Raw genomic sequence first — 21,424 nt, 5'->3', positions numbered from 1 at the left:
GACCACACACACATCAGTCTTCTAAAAATACACAACCATTATCCTTGAATTCTTTGATACGCACTAACGACTCTACACGGAATCCCGCATTTTCAAGGCGTTCACGTCCCGGCTGAAAGGATTTTTCGATGGCAATCGCCATACCTACCACTTCATCACCTGCTTCCTGCACCAATTTAGCCAGCCCCATAGCGGCTTCACCGGATGCCAAGAAATCATCGATAATCAATACCTTTTCACCGGCAGGCAAGAACTTTTTGGAAATCGTGATTTCATAGTTTTCTTCCTTTGTATAGGAATAGACAACGGAATGATATACCTCATCCACCATGAGAATCGATTTTTTCTTGCGCGCAAATACCAACGGTACATCGAGTTCCAATGCGGCCATCAATGCTAATGCGATACCCGATGCTTCTATGGTGACAATCCGTTGTACCCCCGCGTCACGATAGCGATCTGCAATTTCCTTTCCGATGGCTTTGAACAAATGCGGATCGATTTGATGATTCAAAAATCCATCTACTTTTAACACGCGATTATTGAGGACGATGCCCTCATCTCGAATGCGTTGCTTTAATAATTCCATGTGCTTATACCTCCGTATAACTATCTTTAAATTTTAACGTAAATAGGGGCTCAGGGTCAATATATATTGAAAGCACATTTCATATATTATTTAAAAATAAAACTATACTTTATCAAAATATAAACTGCATTTCAAACTCCTCGCGAGAAGTTTGAAATGCAGTCCAGCATAATTAGTATAAAGTATATGATTTATAAAATTTTATCCCGATTACTTTCCTTATTTACAAGCAGCGCCGTAAATCGTGCAGCTCCTTCCGATTGCGGCACCAGTCGGGAGCGTACGAGGACGATATCGCGAGTCGGCACAGGGATATCCGTATCAATACGTACGATAGCGCCTTCCTGCATTTTTTCCTGTACCACATGACTCGGCAACATAGCAATCCCCATGTTGATTTCCACGAGGTCCAGCAACACATCGACGCTGCCCAGTTCAAAACGAGGCTTGCGGCATGCACCATGAGTCACTTCATCAAAGAATGTTCGACTTGCAGTTCCCTTTTGCAGTAAAAGCATCGGTTCATTCAGAAGGCGCCCCTGATCAAAGAATCCGGCCCCTTTATATTCATGACCGCCTACAAAAACATCTTGAATTGTCGCTAGAGTGGTCACCTCCAGCTGAGGATTTTCCCGCAATCCTTCGTAATCATTGACCACGGCTAACTGCGCTTCCTTATCGAGCACCAGCTGCACACAGTCCGGTGACGGTTTATTGATGATATGCAAACCGATTTCGCTTTCCTGTAACTGCCACTTATGAAAGTAGGGCAACAGAAAATGACGGCACAAAGTATCCGTAGCTGCCAGATTTAAACTTTCATAAGCCTGATTCACACGTTCCTGCAGTTGAGTAACGCCATTATCCAAAATGGAAAACGCCTTTGCCACCGTATCAAAAAGTTCCTTGCCTTCCGGTGTAAAGCCTACGGATTTTGTAGTCCTCACGAAAAGGGGCATATTGAGTTCCCCTTCCAACTGTTTAATACTTTGACTGATGGCGGACTGAGACACTCCGAGTTCCTTCGCTGCACGAGAAAAAGATAAATACAAACCGACACCTAAAAAAGTTCTGTATAAATCTGCAGATACTGCCATTTTATTCACCTCTGTTATATACTAATAATGGAACTTTGTATAAATTAATACATACGTCAATCAAAACTCTTTATCTGGCAGGATGCTCAGCTTATCTAGCAAAATGCTCAGCAATCGCGTAGAGTTCTTCATGAACTTCAGGTCTTATGACCTTCATGAATTTTTCACATTTATTAGAAATTCTAATCTTTTCATTAATAAGATTATCTTTACTTATAAGTCTAGACCGATTATACTTATTTTGTCAACTCCATAAACGGAATTTATACATTTGAGGAGGCTACAATGGCTATTCAACGCTTATTCGTAACGAAACGAGAATCTTTCAATCAAGAATCAGAACGTATGTTACACACCTTACAGCAGGAGTTATCCTTGCCGGCTACCGCGGTAACAATCTATGAACGTTATGATATCGAGCATCTATCCGAAAAGGACCTGGGAAAAGCCAAAAATCTTATTTTCTCCGAACCGCCGGTAGATACAATCATGGATACATTACCGTCTATAGACGGCCTCGTATTCGCTGTTGAATATGTACCGGGGCAATACGATCAACGAGCGGACAGTGCGGAGCAATGCATCTCCATGCTCACCCTTACATCGGGACACATCGTGCGTTGCGCCCGTGTATATGCCATAGAGGGAACTTTCACGGAAGCACAAAAACAGGCGATTAAAGCCTACTACATCAATCCCGTGGACTCCCGCGAAGCAAGCCTCGATATGCTGAGCACATTGGCCCTCGACCTTGAGGAACCGAATCCGGTGGCGACCATCGACGGTTTCACAGAGATGAGCGATGACGATTTAAAGTCCCTCATCGACAACTACGGTCTTGCCATGACCGTAGCGGATCTTCAATTAATCCGCCAGCAATACACCGATGTGGAGCGTAGAAACCCGACGATTACGGAAATTCGCCTCTTCGATACCTACTGGTCCGACCATTGTCGTCATACTACATTTATGACGGAATTGACGGATATCACCATCGAGGATAATCGTTTCACCGGCCCTATCAAGGAAGCCCTCGAAGAGTATATAAACGGCCGCAACAAATTATATGTATCGAAAACAAAGGCTCGTTCTCTCATGGATATGGCTACCCTGGCCGTAAAGGAATTGCGTCATGCAGGCGGCTTGACGAATCTGGACGAATCGGAGGAAATCAACGCATGCACGATTATCGTACCCGTAGACGTGAACGGTACGACCGAGGAATGGCTCCTCTTATTTAAAAACGAAACACACAATCATCCGACTGAAATCGAACCGTTCGGCGGTGCCGCCACATGTCTCGGCGGATGTATCCGCGATCCGTTGAGCGGTCGCGCCTATGTATATCAGGCTATGCGCGTAACCGGAGCCGGCGACCCGCACACAAGCCTGGAAGATACATTGAAAGGTAAATTACCGCAGAAGAAAATCACCCGCGAAGCAGCTCGCGGCTATTCCTCATACGGCAATCAGATCGGTCTCGCCACAGGTGAAGTAAAAGAATACTACCATCCCGGCTATGTAGCGAAACGCATGGAAATCGGCGCCGTTATCGGTGCCGCTCCACGCAATCAGGTACGCCGCGAGGAACCCGTCGCAGGTGATGTCATCGTTCTGTTGGGCGGGAAAACAGGTCGTGACGGTTGCGGCGGTGCAACCGGTTCCTCTAAGGAACACACCACGGAATCTCTCGCAACTTGCGGTGCGGAGGTGCAAAAAGGGAACGCCCTCACGGAGCGTAAAATCCAACGCCTATTCCGCCGCCCAGAAGTAACGACACTCATCAAACGCTGTAACGACTTCGGTGCAGGCGGCGTATCCGTAGCCATCGGAGAATTAACGGACGGTGTCACCATCAATCTGGACTCAGTACCTAAAAAATATGCCGGACTTGACGGTACGGAACTTGCTATTTCCGAATCTCAAGAGCGCATGGCTTGCGTCATCGCCCCTTCCGATATAGACCGGTTCAAAAAGTTCTGCGATGAGGAAAATCTTGAATGCACAGTCGTCGCCGATGTAACAGATACGAATCGCCTCATCATGAACTGGAAGGGCGAAACTATCGTCGACATTAGCCGTGACTTCCTCAATACGAACGGAGCAAAACAGCAACAGACCGCCATCGTAACCACACCTGACGAAAAATCCTATTTCCGTCGCGGTTCCGCCAGTGTGGACAACTTTAAGGAGCAATGGCTCGCCGCCGTATCCGATTTAAACACGGCATCACAGCAGGGACTTGTCGAATGTTTTGACAGCACCGTAGGTGCCAACACGGTACTCATGCCATTCGGCGGTAAATTCCAGAAAACGCCGACCCAGGGCATGGTAGCAAAATTACCGGTTCTTCATGGCGAAACGACGACTGCCAGCATCATGACTCACGGATTCGTGCCGGAATTATCGGACTGGAGTCCATATCATGGAGCGCAGTACGCTGTACTCTTATCAGTTGCCAAACTCGTAGCCCTCGGCGGCAATCGCAAAAGCGCATATCTTACATTACAGGAGTATTTCGAGCATCTTACGACAGCAGAATCCTGGGGTAAACCGGTATCAGCTCTCTTAGGTGCTTACAAGGCGCAAAAAGAACTGGAAATCGGTGCCATAGGCGGCAAGGACTCCATGAGCGGAACCTTTATGGATCTCACGGTCCCTCCTACACTCGTATCCTTTGCGGTAGATACGACATCCGCCAAAAATATTATAAGTCAGGACTTAAAAGGCGCAGATCATCGCCTAGTATTCTTCGATGTGCCTCGAACCTATAACGATACGCCGGACTGGGATCGCTTCAAGGAAAACTGCGATATCTTACAGGAAGAAATAGAAAAAGGTCGCATTTACTCAGCCTATGTTGTTGACCATGGCGGTATTCCCGAAGCCGTTACCAAAATGGCCCTCGGCAACAATATCGGTGTGAAGTTTGACAAATACGCCGAACGAGTTCTTTTCCAACCGGCCCTTGGCGCTTTCATTGCAGAGGTGGATATCAAAGCAGTCAACCACCTGCTAGAACTATTGGATTTAAAAGTTATCGGTGTCACACAATCCGATCCGGTTATCGAGTGGAACGGTCAATCCGTATCGCTTAAAGAGGTCCAAGCAGCATACGAAGCTCCATTAAATGATATCTTCCCTATGTATGCAAAAAACGGTACGGGTGAAGCCGTAGCCTATATTCACGATCAACACGCGAAGCCTCGCAGCACATCCTTAGGGGCAAAACCGAAGGTACTTATCCCTGTATTCCCGGGTACGAACTGCGAATACGATTCAGCCCGTGCTTTTGAACGGGCCGGTGCCGATACGGACATCGTCATCATCAGAAACCAGACCCCGGAACAGCTCAAAGAATCCATCGATGTGATTAAAGGGAAATTAGCTCAATCGCAGATTCTCATGTTCCCCGGCGGCTTCAGTGCCGGAGACGAACCGGACGGATCCGGTAAATTTATGGCCACCCTCTTCCGCAATCCATACCTTGCGGAAGGCCTTGAAAATCTCCTGTACAAGCAAGACGGTTTGGTACTCGGCATCTGTAACGGATTTCAGGCACTCATTAAATTAGGCTTATTACCGGGCGGACATATTGAAACATTGACGGCAGATCATCCTACATTGACCTACAATACGATCGGTCGCCATATATCCCGCATGGTTCATACAAAGGTAATTTCTACAAAATCACCATGGATGAGCGAAGCGAAAGCCGGAGAAATCTACACTGTACCTATTTCTCATGGTGAAGGTCGCTTCATCGCCTCTCCTCAACAGGTATTGGAATTCAATAAAACCGGTCAGATTGCCACACAATACGTCGACTTTAACGGTATTGCCTCCATGGACAGCCGGTTCAATCCGAATCAATCCGTAGCCGCCATCGAGGGCATTTACAGTCCTGACGGCCGCGTATTCGGTAAAATGGCTCACTCCGAACGTTGTGGCGCGGATATCAGCAAAAACATTCCGGGCAATTTGGAACTACCTATATTCACATCCGGCGTAAAATATTTCAAATAATAAATATGTGATTCATAGCCTGCTCTTTTGAGTAGGCTATATCCTTACAGTTATAACCATATTAATGACTTTTATGCCGCCTGTTGAAAGCTGTCTTACTCATATATCGGCCCGAAATCAATCGAAAAATCAGTATTCCAAAAGTTATCATATTGATTTTTTTCGAAAATATTAGTATTATAAAGTGTCAATATAATTTACAATCATGATGATTCACGTGAATCTATATGTATACAAATGTGAGTGAAGAAAGGATTTTATTATGCATTGTGCTCAGAAAATGACTCATCATATCTACTGGATCGGTAGTAATGACTGGACGACTGAACGTTTTGAAAACTTATTCCCCATCCCGAACGGCGTAAGCTACAACAGCTATTTCATCGACGATGAGAAAACTTGTGTTGTAGACAGCGTGGATGCAGAAATCCGCGAAGAATACTTTGACAACTTGACTCACCTTCTAAATGGCCGCGAACTCGATTACATCGTGGTAAACCACATGGAACCGGATCATTGCCAGACATTACTCGAAACATTACAACGCTATCCAAATTGTAAATTGGTCGGTAACGCAACTACATTCCGTATGTTCGAGCAATTTTATCGCACGCCGATGCCTGATAATTACTATCTGGTAAAAGAAGGCGACGAAATCTGTCTCGGCAAGCATACACTCGTATCCTATACGATGCCTATGGTTCACTGGCCAGAAGTAACATGTACATACGAAAAATCTACAGGCACCTTGTTCTCCGCCGATGCATTCGGTACATTCGGCACCATTAACGGCAACATTTTTGCGGACCAGACCGATTTTGTTGCGACCTATGAGGAAGAAGCTCGCCGTTACTACACCAACATCGTCGGTAAATACGGTCCTCAAGTGCAAAATGCGATCCGTAAAGTATCCGCTCTTGAAATCAAACGTATTGCACCGCTTCATGGCCCGATCTGGCGCACACCGGAAACAATCCAGTATATCCTGCAAAAATATATGCACTGGTCCAGCTATACGGCTGAGAAAAAAGGCGTTGTTATCGCCTTCGGCTCCATGTACGGCAACACCCGCGATATTGCACAGCAATTGGCAAAACAATTAGCGAAACGCGGTATTCCGGACATCAAAATCTACGATGTATCCAAAACTAACGCGTCCTACATCATCGCTGATGCATGGAAATATACAAATTTGGTAACTATCGCGCCTACGTACAACTTGAATCTGTACCTCACCATGGAAAACTTCATCCATGAATTGAAAGCGCTCAACTTCCAAAATCACAAAGTATCCATCATCGGCAACCATTCTTGGGCATCCGCTGCGATGAAAATGATGGTGGCTCACTTTGAAAATGATTTCAAAGATATAGAAATCATATCTGAACCGCTCGATATCAAATCCTCTTTGAAAGACGAAGATCTTCCGTTAATCGAGAAGATGGCGGACGATATCAAAGCATCCATCGATGCAGCAGATATCAAGGATGTACAATAATATCCGGATAACAGTAAAAGCCACCCCATCGAGGGTGGCTTTTATATTATAAATTCACCGGATCTAACCGTATTCATCATATATTTATGGATCAGAAAACCGGATGAATCTTCTATTTTTTCCTTGACATGGACATCCCTTTTTCGTATACTATTTGAGTAGCTGTAAAACAACAGAATACATGGAGAGGTGTCCGAGCGGCTGAAGGAGCATGATTGGAAATCATGTGTGCGGTTATACCGTACCCAGGGTTCAAATCCCTGTCTCTCCGCCAAAGCAAATAAGACCCTAGGTTTAACCTAGGGTCTTACTTTTATGTATTCTCGTTGCTATACTTTCAATAATTTCAGGATTCGTCCTACAGCAACCACCGATAATATTTGCCCCTGCCTTTCGCCAGGTATCAACATAATCAATAAATGAGGTTTGACCTCCGGACCAGGTTTTAGTAACACCGTCATAGGTTTCACCGAGATTCGGATAAACTACGACGGGTTTATCCGTGACAGAGCGAATATCTTTGATCAACGATTCCACATACTCAGGTGCCGTGCAATTTATACCAAGACCCGTTACAGGACGTACCTTATCAATCATGTCGGCACATTTAATAATCGTTTCTCCGCTGGAGATGTGATGCTCATCCTTACAGGAGAAGGATATCCACGCGGGAATTCCTCTTGTCGTAAACGGATCCGATAAAGCCCTTGCAATAGCAATAGCTTCATCATAAGACGGTACTGTTTCACATGCGAGTACATCAGGATTCTCTTCGCAAAAAAGTGCAAGACGAGGAATATGGAACACCTCAAGATATTCCGTTTGTACCCCATAATCGCCACGATATTCGGAGCCGTCTGCGAGAAAGGCCCCATAGGGACCTACAGAAGCGGCTACCAAAGGTTTAGGCAAGGCTCCTTCCGAATAATACCGAACCCCATCAGCAGTTTTTTCGCCGAGCTTAATCCCCCTTAATGTAAGAGCTCCGCTCGCCTTTGCTTCTATAAACTCATTTCGCGCTTGTACGGCAAGACGGACGGATAACTTTACAAGATCCAGGGCCTCTTCCGTTCCATACCCATGAGCCTTAAACCCCGCTACGGTAGCTTGATAGCCGGAGCTTTCAATAATATCCGCCCCGGCCGCCAAATACGAGATATGCACCTTTTTGATAATATCCGGATTTTCGATGAGCATTTTGGATGACCACAGTTCATCATGAATATCACAGCCATGGCGTTCCAGCTCGGTACCAAAAGCGCCGTCCAGCACGAGTTGTCCCCTCTCCTCAATAATATCTAAAAATGCACTTCGTCTAGCCATTACATCACCCATTCCAACCATATCTCATAGCACGAGATGCGCTTCTCAAACTATACATTGACCGCTATCAACCTCAAGATTCTACTATACAAATATCTATTTCAAATCTTCTGCCGGAGGCTCCTTGCCGAACCACTTCTTATAAATCTCACGATACTTACCGTTCGCTTTGATCTTCGCAAGTCCATCATTAATTTTATTTAGTAATTCGCCATTCCCCTTTTTCACAGCGATGCCGAGCGGTGCCGCTTCATAATCTTCACCCGTTACTTTAGCGATTCCCTGCCCTTTATTCATCACATAATATTCATTAACAGGCGTATCGTTAATTACAACGTCTACGCCCCGGTTCTGCAATTCTAAAAACGCATCGACAATGAGATTAAACTCACGCACTTGTGCATTCGGAATTTTACGGGCAATTTCGGCACCCGTAGATCCGATGGATACACCGATACGCTTTCCTTCCAAATCCTTAAAACTTTTGATATTTGTATTATCCATATTCACAACCAGTCCATTACCGGCAATATAATACGGATTACTGAAATCTACGGACTTAGCACGCTCCTCGGAGATAGTCATATCTGAAATAGCGATGTCCAAGGTATTACTTTGCAATGCCGGTAACAAGGCATCAAAATTCAAATTCTGAATCTCCGCCTCCACGCCTTCTTCCTTCGCGATAGCATTAATTATATCAATATCAAATCCATCCAGTTTGCCCGTATTCTTTTCTTTAAATCCGAATGGCGCATATGTCGCATCCGTCCCTACACGCCAAACCTTATCATGATTGCTTGTATTACTGCCACAGCCGGCGATAAATAAACTGCCGGCGATTGTGAAAGCACACAGCAGTGCTCCAAATTTTGTAAATCTCATTCTATACCTCTAACAGAATTAACCCCCATTAATAAAGATATGCACGAAATCGATATACCTATAGGGGTAATATATACATATCATATCATCGTATATATACGAGGTCAATAATCCCGACTATAAAAATAGGTTTTAAGACAATATAACTTATAACTATGACCGAGGCTCAACTGAAATATCCAGATACCTGAAATGATGGCTAAAAGCTGCGTTAACTATACAGCAGAATGCACTTAGCAACACATCAAATCAGCTACGTGCCCTTATCTATATTTCCTTATCGATAACCTGAATTAGCTATGAATCGAAATATCTAATAATGCACTTATTTTCGCAAGAAAAAGAACTCCCGTTGAAAAATCTCAAAAGGAGTTCTTTTATGAATGAAAGATATTCGCAATCTATGACGACTCTATTTTGCTACTTTTTTCTCTTTTATGTACATAGCGACCTTATAAAGGAATGTACATAATAACAAATACATTACAATACCAAGATATGTAGCTTCCGGTGTTTCCACCCATGTTTCAGCAAATACATTGACCCCGGCAATGCGAAGAACCGCACTGAATAGGGATCCGATTGCACCACCGGCAACAAGACCGGATGCGATTGTACTGCCTTTAGAGAAACGAAGATCAGCTAACGCTTTATCTTTTGTACTATTTTGTACAAGGTAGGAAATCAAACCGCCGATAAGTAGAGGCGTATTGATTTCCATCGGCAAATATGTACCGAGGGCAAATGCCAAAGGCGGAACCTTTATCATCCACAAGATAACGGCAAAGAATGCACCGGCCATATATAAAGGCCACTGAGCACTACCGCCCGTCATCATCGGTTCAATAATGGCAGCCATAGCGTTCGCTTGCGGAGCATTAAGAGCATGGTCCCCTACGAATCCGTATGCATCGTTCAAGAGAATCATAACACCGACGGAAAGAACGGCGCAAAGGATGGTACCAACGATTTGCCATTGCTCCATTTTCTTAGGTGTTGCACCCGTCATATGCGCCACTTTTAGTTCGGACATGAAGTTGCCGGCCATACCGATGGTCGTACCGATAAAGGATGCCATCATGAGGACCGCAACCATACCAACTTTACCGGTCATACCTGCTGCTGTCAAACATACAGCGGAGATGATAATCATAAAAATCGTCATCCCTGAAACCGGTTCCGTCCCTGTATAAGCGATAGAGCTGATGCCTACTACTGCCAACAGGAAGGACATGATGAGAACAATAAGAAACGCTACAATTGTTTGAGCGAAGCTTTCAGCATACATCACATGGAAATATGCGGCAAATAAAACCGTACATAACAGGATACCCGCACCGATCCAAGACGTAGGCACGTCGCGTTGCGTGCGAAGCAAATTAACATCCACCGTCTTGGAGCTGAAAATATCGAGAACCGCATTTTTAACGACGCTGGCCACGACCTTGGACATCGTTAAAAGTCCGATAATACCGGCCATAGCAAGCATACCGATACCGATATGACGTACATAATCAAGGAAGACCTTACGAATAGGCGCATCCCCTAAAAGGACCTCCTGTCCGTTGATGTGCATCACATGTTCCGGTGCCAAGAAATAGACAATCGGGATGCATACAAACCAGGAGAAGAAGGAGCCGGCAGCGATGATAGCCGCATAACGAAGCCCCGTAAAGTAACCTAACCCGAGCAATGCAGCATCCGTATCGACCGCGGCAGATATTTTCGTCTTATCCGCTAAGATAGACCCCCATTTAAAGCTCATGGTGCGAATAACCTCTTGCCACCACCCTAAACTGTTGAGGATAAAATCATACAGCAAAGCGACAAGACCGGAACCGATCATGAGTTTTGCCCTGCTACCTTCATTACTCATCAACACTTCCGCAGCGGCACGACCACTTGGGAACGGATATACATAATGCATTTCCTCTACGAAATAGCGACGGAACATAACGCATAATAGAACACCTAGTACACCACCAAGTATAATAGGAATCGCCATTTGTGCAAAGGATACATCCGTTACGCCCCAAATATAGAGCGCCGGCAGAAAGAACATGGCCCCTGCCAATGTGTTCGTACTGGAGCTGGCAATCGCTTGAATATGAACGGTTTCAGCAAAAGCATTTTTCCGTTTCAAGATAACCGCCGTCCCCATAGCGAGCACGGATACCGGTGCAAAGGCATCTACAGTTTGACCGATTTTCAAGCATAGATACCCTACGGCCAGTGTAAAAATTGCCGCGTAGAACAGGCCCCAGAATACTACATAAGAATTGATTTCCGTATAGTCCTTCTTAGGATCCAACACAGGTTCTACGGGCGGAATTGAACGAATTTCGTCCGACATGGTAAAACCTCCTCACATAACATTAATAGAATCGTATATCTATTCACCTTTATACTATCACGGCATTATACATGATTCAATTACTTTATATGCATAACAGGAATATTTTTACACTTTATATTTCAATATATTTTGCATTTTCTCCGCCTCTGTTCTACAATGAAAGTATATTAAACATCTTTATTATGTAACGGCATAACAAATACTGATATGTATAACACGTATGTTTACTTACAAGGAGGCTCATTATGGAACCAATGATTGAACGTTTTGTACGGTATACGAGTATAAATACACGGTCCAACGAGGACAGTACGACCATCCCAAGCACACAAACGCAGGTGGATTTTGCCACCAATGTACTGGTGCCGGATTTGAAAGCTATCGGTCTTAACGAAGTCATCTATAATCGTGACAACGGATTTGTTATCGGAACCCTCAATGCCAATACGGATGAGCCGGCCCCTGCTATCGGCTTTATCGCGCACATGGATACAGCGGACTACAATGCGGAAAATATCAAGCCGCGCATCATCGAAAACTACGACGGCAACGATATCTGCCTCAATGAAGAGCATCAGATTTTCACGCGTCGTGCGGACTTTCCGAATCTTAAAAATTACATCGGCAAATCCTTAGTTGTAACAGACGGGCTCACATTGCTCGGCGGCGACGATAAGGCGGGCATCTGTGAAATCATGGAGGCTCTCTCCTATCTCGTGGCTCATCCGGAAATCAAGCATGGTAAGATCATGTGCGCCTTCGGTCCCGACGAGGAAATCGGCACCGGCGCCGACCATTTCGATGTATCTCAATTTCCTGTAGACTACGCATACACAATCGATGGTGAAAGCCTGGGGCAGCTTGAATACGAAACATTTAACGCCGCCGGCGGAACCGTTATCCTCAAAGGCGTATCCGTTCATACAGGCACTGCCAAGGGTATCATGATAAACTGTGCTAAATTAGCCATGCAGTTTGATGCGCTTCTACCGGGTGCAGCGGTTCCTGAGCACACAGCAGGACGTCAGGGATTCTTCATGCTCATGAGCATGGAAACGCAAGTCGACACAGGCAAAATGAACTATATCATCCGCGACCACGACAAACAGTTATTTGAAACGAAAAAAGCTTTCTTTATACAGGCAGGTCAAACGCTAAACGATATTTACGGCCGTGAAGTCTGCGAAGTCTCTGTCAAAGATCAATATTACAATATGTACGATATCATCAAGGACAATATGGAATGCGTGAACGTAGCCAAAGCGGCTATGGAAAAAGCCGGTATTACTCCGCTTTGCGACCCTATCCGGGGCGGTACGGACGGCTCAAAAATTTCCTTCATGGGCATTCCTACGCCGAATATCTTTACAGGTGTGGAAAACCTTCACGGTCGCCATGAATTCGCCTGCATCGATGACATGAAAAAAGCTGTGGAGGTTATCGTCAACATCGTAAATATTGATAAATAATTTGCACCTGCCATAACTATGTATATACACCATAAACATAAGCGTTAGGATAAATAGTATAGGAAAAAATTTTATAACACTACACCCAAACTAAACAGCAATAACAAAGCCCTCTATCCCGAACAGGACAGAGGGCTTTCATTATATACATCGCAATATAAGCAATTAAATTTCCAAATACTTATTTGCCGAACATATTAAAAATATTATCTATACGTTATTAGACCTATTCTAATAAGCGATTAAACTTTTTCTGCCGAACGTTTACGATTTTTAATTTCCTCTTCTTCGGCACGAGCTTTCAAAGAAAGATCATTATCGGTTCCCACAAGACGACCGTATAGAAAATAATACGCAACAAATGCCACGAGAGCTACCACAACGGTAAGTTGGAACATACTGGTATATCCAACCATTTCTTTCACCCCACCGAGTATATATGGCCCGAAACCGAGCCCCATATCAAGAGCGATAAAATAAGTAGATGTAGCCACGCCGATACGATGAACCGGTACGATTTTAACGGTTACCGCCTGTCCGTTGGACATGAATGTACCATAACCGAGGCCGACGAATACGGCGGACAACAATACAATCCACGTAGAATCGGCGATACTCAACAAAAAGATACCGAATGCCAACGAGATAAAACAAGGATACAATACGAAGTTTTCCCCTTTCATATCAAAGAGGAGACCCAGTAAAGGGCGTGTGATGGTAATGACCACAGCGTATACAACAAAGAAGAACGTGCCCGCCATAATGAGATTAATCTCACGCGTATAGGATGCCATAAAACCGATAACACCGGAGTAAGCAAACCCCACCAACACGGACACGAGGCTGATAGAATTCATACGAGGCTCAATATAATCGGAAATTCTGATACCCTTATGGCTTTCAGACTCAATGGCAAGATTCGGTTCTTTAAATTTCATGATAACCGCCCCGATCACACAAAGAATAATGAGGGCCACACAGAAGGCAATAATAAAATCATATCCGACGGTGTGAAGCATGAGAATCCCGAGGAATGGACCTACCGCGGCAGCGAGAGATGTAGACAGCCCGTAATAATTGATACCTTCCCCGCGACGGGACATAGGAATAATAGCGGCCACGATAGTACTCGTCGCCGTAGATGTAATACCGTAAGCAAAACCGTTCAAGAATCGTACGCTATCAAGAATCAAAAGATTCGGTGTATAAAAGTACATCGCTGTAGATGCCAGATAAATCAAAAGTCCTACATAGAGCATTTTACGACATCCGAGAATACTGATAAAGCGCCCTGCCAAGAGTCGTGCCACAACGGTACCGATAATATAAATGCCTACAGCCAAGCCGGCCTGACTCGCAGTAGCATGAAGTGTATCTTTTGCAACAACCGCAATAATAACAATCAATAAATAATAAATTAAAAATACAAGAAAATTAATCACCGTATCGAGGACAAACGCCTTCGTCCATAAGGCCTCTTTAGCCTTATCCATAATATCAACTCCAATTCTCACGTAATTGTCAACCATGTGATGACAATGGTTAATTATAGACCTCTCGCGACAAAAAGCAAGAATTAAAAAGTTATTTTTGTTATTAATTTTATTTATAAATAATTCTATAAATCTTTTATTATATTCATACTATAAGTATTTAAATTCTCATATTATTTTTTGATAATTCAACTCATTCAACAAATTTGATCGATAACAAATCACATATATTCCTGCAACGTTGTAGCAGACATAAAAATACCTTTGAAAATACATCCTGAGTCTTACTATTCTCATCTTACAGACCAGGTGAAACTGTTTTCAAAGGTATTTCTTATGATTATTTTGTTGTTAATCCGCACTGACGAAAGAAATTCTTATAAGCGTCAGCCTTTTTCACCAAACTTAACGGATAGGCTCTCGATGTCGACGGCAATCGGGTTAATGTCAATTCGCGACCATCGTATACAAAGGGAATCGTTTCTCCTGTCTTCGGCAATTTCACCTTCTCAGGCAAAAGGCTCAATAGGATTTCCGTCGCCTTACCGCCTGTAGTACCGATATGTTTGCAATCAGGAATTTGTTTAAGCACGTCTCCCAAATTAACTGTTTCCACCACATCAAGAAATGCGTCGGATGCATTACCATGCTCACGAATCGCTTTATACACAGTCGGACAAGAAGCAATCCCTTTTTCATCTAAAAACTGTTTAATTTTTTCAGGATCCATCGCCTTTTCTTCACCTTTTCTGAAATGATCTTTCTCACCAAAGAAAACAAGGCCAAATACGCGCCACATATCATTCTGAAAATTTGGATAGTGAAACTCCATAGCCCGTTTCTCCGCAGCGGGAGGAAATGTTCCCATCATCATAACCGTCGCTTGAGGCGGTAAAAACGGAGGAAACGGTCTCGTTTCAATTACTTCTGCCATACGGCATCAACTCCTTTCAACATCCATTATGCACCCAACAGTGCTAAATAATCCAATGAATAATATCACACTAAGAACTATTGTCCTAAAGGCTTGGAAACAAGCTCATTAATATAATCAAAACCGACAGGTTCCGGATATACGAGGTACAAACATATTACCGCCATTACCGCAAACCCGATAGGTAGATACGAAAAGCCGCCGGTTCTCGGGAATTCATACAGTCCGAAGAAACGAATACCGATAGCGCTACCGATAGCGGTGATTAACGACGGAATGGAGAACATACCGTATACCGCAAAAACAACCATAAGACCCGCATATCCGCCTACAACAGTAAGCATCGGCAACATACGGGTCATCGGGCTTGTAAAGGAACGCTTAATCCCTTCCGGGTAATTCGATGCTTCAACGCCGAACATACCGAGGAGTACATTAAAATCAACCCAGATAAATTCCCATGTACTTTTAAAAGCATCACGATGATTGCCTGCGTACCAGGCAAAAGCGGTGATTACCAAAATAGCCGCACCGGCACAGATAAAGTAGTATTCACTCGGAATTTGAGGTCCTGCATAAGCCCCTACCGCTGTCACAACGGCACTTAAAACAGCCAATACTATCACGCGATAAACCTGAGGACGTTGATTTTCAGGAATCCGTTTATATACAGTCGCCACCATCTCTAAAACAAAACAAGCCATAAAAAAGGCAAGTCCTGCAGCAGGGAGAAGGAAGAACGTAATAACCAAGGTTAAAATGAACGGAATGCAAATACGCCATTTAGGAAACAGAACCAAATCCTTATAATCAAGTCGTATATCCTGTGTTTCCGTCGTAAAGTTGTTGTATACCACGAACAACAACATAAACGCGATTACGTCCACCGGTGCAGCACCCCAAATCAATATAGTCGGAACAATAATCATCGATAGAGCTACCCCTGATAAACGAGACAGTCCGGCTGCAATAAACCCGAGTAATAAAAAAGGTACAAAAGCAGATATAATTTCAAGCATAATAATCCTCCCATCGTTGTATAAATTTAAGTATATAGTATCTGCCTCATTACATCAAGGATATACGATAGCGTACCTAATGATTATATGTCGAATAATTACGTTCCAGCCGTTTTCTCACCGCCGAAGCCGAACATCCCATCATTTGGGCTATACGCCTGACCCCTAGGCCTTCTCCGCGCAATGTGCGTATGCGATTTTCATCAAGGTCCAATCTATTTGAACGAAGGGTAATACCGTATTCTCTCAAATATACGGCAACCGTCGCGCCCTTTACGCCATACGCAAGGGCGATATCATCAGTGCTCATACAATGATGTGTATAAAGGTACGCCATCTCATCCACCCGATCCGACTTGTGCCTGTTCCGCCTTACCGAAAGGCCCATATGACGCAATACATGCAGCACCTTCCACCGTGACAGTCCATAAATCCGTGCAATATAATCCGTACTATTACCACTTTCATAGGCCTTACATATTTTCACTACATCCATCGATACAGGGCTATGAGATGTGGAACACAAAAGTCCATGTTCACGCATGCGATTAGCCATCGTTGTGACCGACACGCCATACAGTTTCGCCAAGGCACAGAGAGACCACCGCCCCGTTTCATACAGGGATTGAACATGTCTCATATTGATTTCTTTTTTCAGAGGTCGCCGAGGAATCTGATACGCCTTCATGCGACGTTCAATCGTATCTACGCTACACTGAAAGTATTCCGCCAAATCTCTCAAACTCCATTTCTTCTCTACATACAATTCATATAATAACCGACGCGGAATGACACGCACATTTCGATACATAAAGACACCTTCTCTCATAAACGAACTCCTCTCCCCTGTATTATGAAAGCTATACACCTAAAATACAATAAATAAGAGGTTCCCATCAGTCACAGGGGTGACCAATAGGAACCTCTTTAAATATGTAATTATATAATAACCCTAAGCCACGATAAAATCAGCGATATCTGCGTTCAAGAGCTTTCGGTTTTCCTAAAATGAAAGACCATTTCATCCCCTCTCTTACAGAGAGATGCTTTTTATTAACCTTCGGCTTTGTTATTGATGATGCAGTCACGCCTATATTATCAGCCAGAACTTTACCTATTTTTCCTGCTTTATCACGTTTAAAGGCCGCCAAGCGCTCCTGCAACGTAGGACCCTCGACAGATCCTCCAGCAGTTCCTGTAGCTGTTCCTATAGGATTTGATGAGCCTGTAGGCTTATCTTGCACAGGCTTTGCAACCGTTTTCTGTGATTCTACAGTTTCAGGCTCCTGAGTTGTAGTTTTAAAGGAAGTCGCCTGCTCTTCGGCAGCACGTTCAACCGTCCTCTCCACATCAGGTTCTGAGGAGGCTTCCTTGCGCTCTATAGAAATGCCGTACTCTTTTTCCATATCCTCCCACGTCATCTCTTCAGAGTTTGAATACGAAGTGTACGCTTCTTCATCAGAATCCTGAGAATCCTTAGATTTTGAATTCTTCAAAAAGGAAAATAAGACATATCCGATAATCATAAGCGCAAATACCGGGTTATGCTCAAAAATCGATAGCACTGTAGACAAGATAGAGTCCATAACCGCTCCTATTCACCATCCGCTAAATTTTCACGCATTTTAGTATCGGCGATAATATTATTCATATTATAGTAATCCATAACACCTAAATTGCCGTTTCTGAAAGCTTCCGCCAATGCTCTTGGCACCTCTGCCTGCGCTTCCACAACCTTAGCCTGCATGTCTTGTGTTTTAGCACGCATTTCCTGCTCTGTAGCAACCGCCATAGCACGGCGTTCTTCGGCGCGGGCCTGAGCGATTTTCTTATCAGCTTCAGCCTGATCAGTTTGTAACTGCGCACCGATATTACGTCCTACGTCCACGTCCGCAATGTCGATGGACAAGATTTCAAATGCTGTACCCGCATCAAGACCTTTACCCAATACGGTACGTGAGATGTGATCCGGATTTTCCAAAACATCCGTATGTTCTTCAGAGGAACCTACCGTAGTTACAATACCTTCACCTACACGGGCGATAATCGTAGCTTCACCGGCACCACCAACGAGGCGGTCAATATTGGCACGCACCGTTACACGAGCGCGAACTTTCAATTCGATACCGTTTTTCGCCACTGCGGAAATAATCGGCGTTTCGATAACCTTAGGATTAACGGACATCTGAACGGCTTCCAACACATCACGTCCGGCGAGGTCGATAGCGGCGGAACGTTCAAAGGTCAATGGGATCGATGCACGTTCAGCGGCAATCAACGCATCTACAACACGGTCAACATCACCGCCTGCAAGGTAATGTGCTTCCAGTTGGTTTACATTCACATCAAGGCCTGCTTTGTTCGCCTTGATGAGAGGCATTACGATCTGAGATGGATTAACGCGACGCAACCGCATCCCTACAAGGGTAAAAATACCCACATTAACGCCCGCTGCGAGTGCGGACACCCATAGTCCCAACGGAACTACATATAAAAATACCATAATCCCGATGACCAGAATGGGAATCAAAATTAAAATACCTATATCCATAATTACCTCCATAGAATCATAAAACAGCCTGAAAAATTTTTAACCTAAATTTTTTAGCGAATTTTGCGAATATTAGATAATAATTTACTCATAAAAAATATCACTAATAAAACAAACTGAGAATCTTTTAAATATCATCCCTGTTTTCTTACGATATTCCGTCCTCCCACTACACGAAGCACCACAATAGGTGTGCCCTCATCGATAAAATCCCCCTCGGTAACGACATCTACCAAGGTATCATCGATTTTTGCAATTCCTGCAGGACGCAATGTAGTGTGCGCCACACCGGTCTTACCGACTAAATCGGCCTGTACATCATTAGATATATAACCGGCTTTCGCGGTCGATCGCTGCCCTAGGGTAAAGAGCCGACCGAGCCAAGTTTTTTCAAAATGATTAAAAAATACCACTAATAATACGATTAAAAGTGCGGTCAACGCCAATACTGCATAGAGTGCTGTCGTTCCTTCCCCTAGCGCCACATAAACACCCCACAGGAAGAAACAGTATCCGATGATTCCTAAAATTCCGCCGGGTACGACCAATTCTACAGCCATCAGAGCTATCCCTATGACCATCCATATTAAAAACTCCATAGAGCCTCCTCTCTTTAATTAATTTTACACAACTTATATGTCTATTATACAATACGAACGATAATTTACAAATAAAAAACGACTACTTTCACCATCATACATATGATAAAAGCAGTCGTTTTGTCGCGTATAGATATTAATTTATCGATATACTGTACATTCAATGTTTAATTATATTTATAATACATTGTTCTGTTATATTGATTGTACATCAAATTATGTTTAAAAACAATTTTTATACATCAGTTTTCTTAAGCTGATCATTACCGATACCCGTTTTCTGCAAAATCAATAAGATGATACTCATCGCCATACCTACCACTGTAGCAAGGCCCATACCTTTCAGCACAATCGGTCCCACAACGAGTTCCGCACCGCTAAGACCTACGACGAGAATAACGGATGTAAGAATCATATTAACGGGATTCGTATAATCCACCTTGCGCTCAACGAGCATGCGCAATCCGGATGCGGCGATAATGCCGAATAGCAGAATCGATACGCCGCCCATAACCGGTACCGGAATCGCATGAATTAAGGCAGCCACCTTACCTACGAAGGAAACAATCATCGCCAGTACGGCCGCTCCGCCTATCACCCAGACGCTGAAGCATCGAGTAATAGCGAGAACCCCGATATTTTCACCGTATGTCGTATTCGGAGTGGCACCGAAAAAGCCGGATAAGATGTTAGCTAAGCCGTCCCCCAACAAAGACCGTTGCAAACCCGGTTCCTTCATCAAGTCCTTTCCTACAATGTTACTGGTAACCACCAGATGGCCTACATGTTCCGCAAATACAACGAAAAGTGCCGGCATAATCATGATAATCGCATTGATATCAAAGACAGGCATACCGTAGAACTGCGGCAACGAGAACCATGGTGCCGCCTCTACGCCGGAAAAATCCACAACACCCATAAAGGCGGACAGAATATATCCGGCCACAACACCGATAAGAACCGGAATGACCGCAAGAAACCCTCTGAACACAACCGTACCGAGCAATGTTACAACCAATGAGAACATAGAAACGATGATGGCTTGACTATGACTCATCCCGAGGTTCTGATCTCCGATGAGGCCGGACATTCCCATGGCAACCGGCGCCAGTTCGAGGCCGATGATAGCAACGATGGCCCCCATCGCAGCCGGTGGAAAAAGCTTATCAATCCAACGCGTTCCGATATATCTGACCAGAAAGGACAAAATCACAAAGGACAGACCGAATACAACAAAGGCACCCTTCGCCGCTTCATAGCCTAATCCCGCCGCTAATACGGCGCCTACAGGCGCAATAAACGCAAAGCTGGAGCCGAGGTATGCAGGGATACGTCCTTTACACACGAACAGGTATAATAATGTACCGATGCCGTTCATAAACAGCGCCGTTGCCGGATCTACTTTCAGTAAATACGGAACAAGCACGGTAGAACCAAACATGGCAAATAAATGTTGAAAGCTAAGGGGTAACATTTTCCCCCAGGACGGGCGTTCTTGAATATCAATGTAATCGTTCATCGTTTTTCCTCACACAACAACAGGAACTGGATTGATTTTAAAAGTAAGCGACAGATTAAATCATAT

Annotated in this window: 16 protein-coding genes and 1 tRNA gene; 4 read left to right on the top strand and 13 right to left on the bottom strand. The window is 44.1% G+C overall.

Annotation, left to right across the window (positions count from 1 at the left end):
* Nucleotides 1-13: 13 nt before the first annotated feature.
* Entirely contained in the window at nt 14-589 is a 576-nt protein-coding gene (locus tag VEHSUH05_RS01675) for a xanthine phosphoribosyltransferase (RefSeq protein ID WP_038118102.1), read from the bottom strand.
* Nucleotides 590-780: 191 nt separating this feature from the next.
* Nucleotides 781-1,686: a LysR family transcriptional regulator gene (locus VEHSUH05_RS01670; RefSeq protein WP_038118105.1), complete on the bottom strand. Its 906-nt coding sequence runs from the start codon at nt 1,684-1,686 to the stop codon at nt 781-783.
* Between the two features lie 285 nt (nt 1,687-1,971).
* Here VEHSUH05_RS01670 and VEHSUH05_RS01665 point away from each other — a divergent pair, with 285 nt between their 5' ends.
* The 3 genes from VEHSUH05_RS01665 (at nt 1,972) to VEHSUH05_RS01655 (ending at nt 7,484) form a co-directional block, all read left to right on the top strand.
* Nucleotides 1,972-5,712, top strand: a complete 3,741-nt coding sequence (locus tag VEHSUH05_RS01665; RefSeq protein ID WP_105090550.1) for a phosphoribosylformylglycinamidine synthase — start codon at nt 1,972-1,974, stop codon at nt 5,710-5,712.
* Nucleotides 5,713-5,974: 262 nt separating this feature from the next.
* On the top strand, nt 5,975-7,210 hold the full coding sequence (locus tag VEHSUH05_RS01660; protein ID WP_038118110.1) for an FprA family A-type flavoprotein: 1,236 nt from the start codon (nt 5,975-5,977) through the stop codon (nt 7,208-7,210).
* A gap of 183 nt (nt 7,211-7,393) precedes the next feature.
* Nucleotides 7,394-7,484: transfer RNA gene (locus VEHSUH05_RS01655), tRNA-Ser, on the top strand.
* A 20-nt stretch (nt 7,485-7,504) separates the two neighbouring features.
* On the opposite strand, the gene mmuM is transcribed toward VEHSUH05_RS01655, so the two are convergent.
* The 3 genes from mmuM to VEHSUH05_RS01640 all read right to left on the bottom strand — a co-directional run bounded on the left by mmuM (nt 7,505) and on the right by VEHSUH05_RS01640 (nt 11,771).
* A complete protein-coding gene (mmuM, locus tag VEHSUH05_RS01650; RefSeq protein ID WP_105090608.1) occupies nt 7,505-8,533 on the bottom strand; it encodes a homocysteine S-methyltransferase in 1,029 nt (342 codons plus the stop codon).
* Nucleotides 8,534-8,629: 96 nt separating this feature from the next.
* Nucleotides 8,630-9,418 carry a basic amino acid ABC transporter substrate-binding protein gene (locus tag VEHSUH05_RS01645; RefSeq protein WP_054673866.1) on the bottom strand — a complete coding sequence of 263 codons (789 nt, stop codon included), beginning with the start codon at nt 9,416-9,418 and terminating at the stop codon, nt 8,630-8,632.
* Nucleotides 9,419-9,830: 412 nt separating this feature from the next.
* Entirely contained in the window at nt 9,831-11,771 is a 1,941-nt protein-coding gene (locus tag VEHSUH05_RS01640; RefSeq protein WP_105090549.1) for an OPT family oligopeptide transporter, read from the bottom strand.
* A gap of 248 nt (nt 11,772-12,019) precedes the next feature.
* Between VEHSUH05_RS01640 and pepT the strand changes: the two genes are divergently transcribed.
* Complete coding sequence (gene pepT / locus VEHSUH05_RS01635) at nt 12,020-13,243, top strand: peptidase T (protein ID WP_105090548.1); 1,224 nt, start codon at nt 12,020-12,022, stop codon at nt 13,241-13,243.
* A 242-nt stretch (nt 13,244-13,485) separates the two neighbouring features.
* Here pepT and VEHSUH05_RS01630 read toward each other — a convergent pair whose 3' ends face one another.
* The 8 genes from VEHSUH05_RS01630 to uraA form a co-directional block, all read right to left on the bottom strand.
* Nucleotides 13,486-14,736, bottom strand: a complete 1,251-nt coding sequence (locus VEHSUH05_RS01630; RefSeq protein WP_105090547.1) for an MFS transporter — start codon at nt 14,734-14,736, stop codon at nt 13,486-13,488.
* A gap of 340 nt (nt 14,737-15,076) precedes the next feature.
* The gene (locus tag VEHSUH05_RS01625) at nt 15,077-15,670 is read right to left on the bottom strand and encodes a uracil-DNA glycosylase family protein (RefSeq protein ID WP_054673871.1); all 594 of its coding nucleotides are present in this window, start codon (nt 15,668-15,670) and stop codon (nt 15,077-15,079) included.
* Between the two features lie 77 nt (nt 15,671-15,747).
* Nucleotides 15,748-16,689 carry a hypothetical protein gene (locus tag VEHSUH05_RS01620; RefSeq protein WP_105090546.1) on the bottom strand — a complete coding sequence of 314 codons (942 nt, stop codon included), beginning with the start codon at nt 16,687-16,689 and terminating at the stop codon, nt 15,748-15,750.
* 76 nt (nt 16,690-16,765) lie between these two features.
* Nucleotides 16,766-17,518 (bottom strand): helix-turn-helix domain-containing protein, encoded by a 753-nt coding sequence (locus VEHSUH05_RS01615; protein ID WP_245875909.1) that lies wholly within the window; start codon nt 17,516-17,518, stop codon nt 16,766-16,768.
* A 139-nt stretch (nt 17,519-17,657) separates the two neighbouring features.
* The gene (locus VEHSUH05_RS01610) at nt 17,658-18,275 is read right to left on the bottom strand and encodes a hypothetical protein (protein ID WP_054673875.1); all 618 of its coding nucleotides are present in this window, start codon (nt 18,273-18,275) and stop codon (nt 17,658-17,660) included.
* Between the two features lie 8 nt (nt 18,276-18,283).
* A complete protein-coding gene (gene floA / locus VEHSUH05_RS01605; protein ID WP_105090545.1) occupies nt 18,284-19,240 on the bottom strand; it encodes a flotillin-like protein FloA in 957 nt (318 codons plus the stop codon).
* Between the two features lie 134 nt (nt 19,241-19,374).
* Nucleotides 19,375-19,839 carry an NfeD family protein gene (locus VEHSUH05_RS01600; RefSeq protein ID WP_105090544.1) on the bottom strand — a complete coding sequence of 155 codons (465 nt, stop codon included), beginning with the start codon at nt 19,837-19,839 and terminating at the stop codon, nt 19,375-19,377.
* Nucleotides 19,840-20,074: 235 nt separating this feature from the next.
* Nucleotides 20,075-21,358 carry a uracil permease gene (gene uraA / locus VEHSUH05_RS01595; RefSeq protein WP_105090543.1) on the bottom strand — a complete coding sequence of 428 codons (1,284 nt, stop codon included), beginning with the start codon at nt 21,356-21,358 and terminating at the stop codon, nt 20,075-20,077.
* Between the last annotated feature and the right edge of the window lie 66 nt (nt 21,359-21,424).

Origin of the sequence: Veillonella denticariosi JCM 15641, assembly GCF_002959855.1 — a bacterium.
Lineage (GTDB): Bacteria > Bacillota > Negativicutes > Veillonellales > Veillonellaceae > Veillonella > Veillonella denticariosi.
Note: the sequence above shows the minus strand (reverse complement) of the source record. Positions and strands in the feature narration are given on the sequence as shown.

What these genes read in the sequence shown, in the direction of transcription:
- VEHSUH05_RS01600 (WP_105090544.1), bottom strand. Translation starts at nt 19,839, where the DNA reads ATGGAGTTTTTAATATGGATGGTCATAGGGATAGCTCTGATGGCTGTA.
- VEHSUH05_RS01660 (WP_038118110.1), top strand. Translation starts at nt 5,975, where the DNA reads ATGCATTGTGCTCAGAAAATGACTCATCATATCTACTGGATCGGTAGT.
- VEHSUH05_RS01675 (WP_038118102.1), bottom strand. Translation starts at nt 589, where the DNA reads ATGGAATTATTAAAGCAACGCATTCGAGATGAGGGCATCGTCCTCAAT.
- VEHSUH05_RS01620 (WP_105090546.1), bottom strand. Translation starts at nt 16,689, where the DNA reads ATGCTTGAAATTATATCTGCTTTTGTACCTTTTTTATTACTCGGGTTT.
- VEHSUH05_RS01670 (WP_038118105.1), bottom strand. Translation starts at nt 1,686, where the DNA reads ATGGCAGTATCTGCAGATTTATACAGAACTTTTTTAGGTGTCGGTTTG.
- VEHSUH05_RS01630 (WP_105090547.1), bottom strand. Translation starts at nt 14,736, where the DNA reads ATGGATAAGGCTAAAGAGGCCTTATGGACGAAGGCGTTTGTCCTCGAT.
- floA (WP_105090545.1), bottom strand. Translation starts at nt 19,240, where the DNA reads ATGGATATAGGTATTTTAATTTTGATTCCCATTCTGGTCATCGGGATT.
- VEHSUH05_RS01665 (WP_105090550.1), top strand. Translation starts at nt 1,972, where the DNA reads ATGGCTATTCAACGCTTATTCGTAACGAAACGAGAATCTTTCAATCAA.
- VEHSUH05_RS01615 (WP_245875909.1), bottom strand. Translation starts at nt 17,518, where the DNA reads ATGAGAGAAGGTGTCTTTATGTATCGAAATGTGCGTGTCATTCCGCGT.
- VEHSUH05_RS01640 (WP_105090549.1), bottom strand. Translation starts at nt 11,771, where the DNA reads ATGTCGGACGAAATTCGTTCAATTCCGCCCGTAGAACCTGTGTTGGAT.
- uraA (WP_105090543.1), bottom strand. Translation starts at nt 21,358, where the DNA reads ATGAACGATTACATTGATATTCAAGAACGCCCGTCCTGGGGGAAAATG.
- VEHSUH05_RS01610 (WP_054673875.1), bottom strand. Translation starts at nt 18,275, where the DNA reads ATGGACTCTATCTTGTCTACAGTGCTATCGATTTTTGAGCATAACCCG.
- mmuM (WP_105090608.1), bottom strand. Translation starts at nt 8,533, where the DNA reads ATGGCTAGACGAAGTGCATTTTTAGATATTATTGAGGAGAGGGGACAA.
- VEHSUH05_RS01645 (WP_054673866.1), bottom strand. Translation starts at nt 9,418, where the DNA reads ATGAGATTTACAAAATTTGGAGCACTGCTGTGTGCTTTCACAATCGCC.
- VEHSUH05_RS01625 (WP_054673871.1), bottom strand. Translation starts at nt 15,670, where the DNA reads ATGGCAGAAGTAATTGAAACGAGACCGTTTCCTCCGTTTTTACCGCCT.
- pepT (WP_105090548.1), top strand. Translation starts at nt 12,020, where the DNA reads ATGGAACCAATGATTGAACGTTTTGTACGGTATACGAGTATAAATACA.